General features: G+C 54.2%; 1 rRNA gene. It reads left to right on the forward strand.

Annotated elements, in window-relative coordinates:
- Positions 1 to 54: 54 nt before the first annotated feature.
- Positions 55 to 1,654: ribosomal RNA gene (locus KUG39_RS05180) — 23S ribosomal RNA — on the forward strand; the annotation flags it as partial.

A 1,654-nucleotide genomic window follows, 5' to 3' on the forward strand; every position in this document is an offset into this window, starting at 1 on the left:
AGGTGAAAGCAGGAGAATGGGTCTCAACAACCCTGAACGTTGGGAGTGTTAATTGGTCAAGCTACAAAGGGCTCACGGTGGATACCTTGGCACACAGAGGCGATGAAGGACGTGGTTACCTGCGAAAAGTCTCGGGGAGCTGGAAACACGCTTTGATCCGGGAATCTCCGAATGGGGCAACCCCTAGAACGGCCACCTGAATCCATAGGGTGGCGCGAGCCAACCCAGCGAACTGAAACATCTTAGTAGCTGGAGGAAAGGAAAGTAAAAACGACTCCCTAAGTAGCGGCGAGCGAACGGGGAAGAGCCTAAACCGATGGTTTCGACCATCGGGGTTGTGGGACAGCAACGTGGACCAGGGACGTTAGTGGAAGCGTTTGAAAGGCGCGCCATAGAGGGTGAAAGCCCCGTACGCGAAAGCGAAACTGGCCTAGCTGTATCCCGAGTAGCACGGAGCACGTGAAATTCCGTGTGAATCCGCGAGGACCACCTCGTAAGGCTAAGTACTCCTGTGTGACCGATAGCGAAACAGTACCGCGAGGGAAAGGTGAAAAGAACCCCGGGAGGGGAGTGAAATAGAACATGAAACCGTGAGCTTACAAGCAATGGGAGTCCTACTCATAGGATGACCGTGTGCCTGTTGAAGAATGAGCCGGCGACTTATAGGCACTGGCAGGTTAAACCGGAAATGGTGGAGCCATAGCGAAAGCGAGTCTGAATAGGGCGTTGGTCAGTGTTTATAGACCCGAACCCGGGTGATCTAACCATGGCCAGGATGAAGCTTGGGTGATACCAAGTGGAGGTCCGAACCGACTGATGTTGAAAAATCAGCGGATGAGCTGTGGTTAGGGGTGAAATGCCAATCGAACCCGGAGCTAGCTGGTTCTCCCCGAAATACGTTGAGGCGTAGCGTCTAGTGCTATAGCAGGGGGGTAAAGCCACCGTTTCGGTGCGGGCTGCGAGAGCGGTACCAAATCGAGACGAACTCTGAATACCCTGTGTGAAACTAGGCAGTCAGACTGTGGGGGATAAGCTCCATGGTCGAAAGGGAAACAGCCCAGACCGCCAGCTAAGGTCCCCAAATCAACGCTCAGTGATAAAGGAGGTGGGATTGCCCAGACAACCAGGAGGTTTGCCTAGAAGCAGCCATCCTCAAAGGAGTGCGTAATAGCTCACTGGTCGAGCGATCCTGCGCCGAAAATGAACGGGGCTAAGCGTTGTACCGAAGCTGCGGATTTAACTTGTTAAATGGTAGGGGAGCGTTCCATGTGGGGCGAAGCGTTAGCGTAAGCGGGCGTGGACTGCATGGAAGTGAGAATGTCGGCTTGAGTAGCGAAAACATGGGTGAGAATCCCATGCCCCGAAACCCTAAGGGTTCCTCCGGCAGGCTCGTCCGCGGAGGGTTAGTCAGGACCTAAGGCGAGGCCGAAAGGCGTAGTCGATGGACAACAGGTCAACATTCCTGTACCTGTCATGTTTTGGGAAGGGGGACGGAGAAGGCTAGCCCAGCCAGAAGTTGGTTACTGGTTCAAGCGTTCGAGGCGTTGAGAAGTGGCGAAAACACTTTGAGCTGAGGCGTGAGTACGAGCTGCTACGGCAGCGAAGTGGGTGATGTCAAGCTTCCAAGAAAAGCCCTATACCCGTTAAGGCATGA

Origin of the sequence: Synechococcus sp. CCAP 1479/10, assembly GCF_019038515.1 — a bacterium.
GTDB lineage: Bacteria > Cyanobacteriota > Cyanobacteriia > PCC-6307 > Cyanobiaceae > Cyanobium.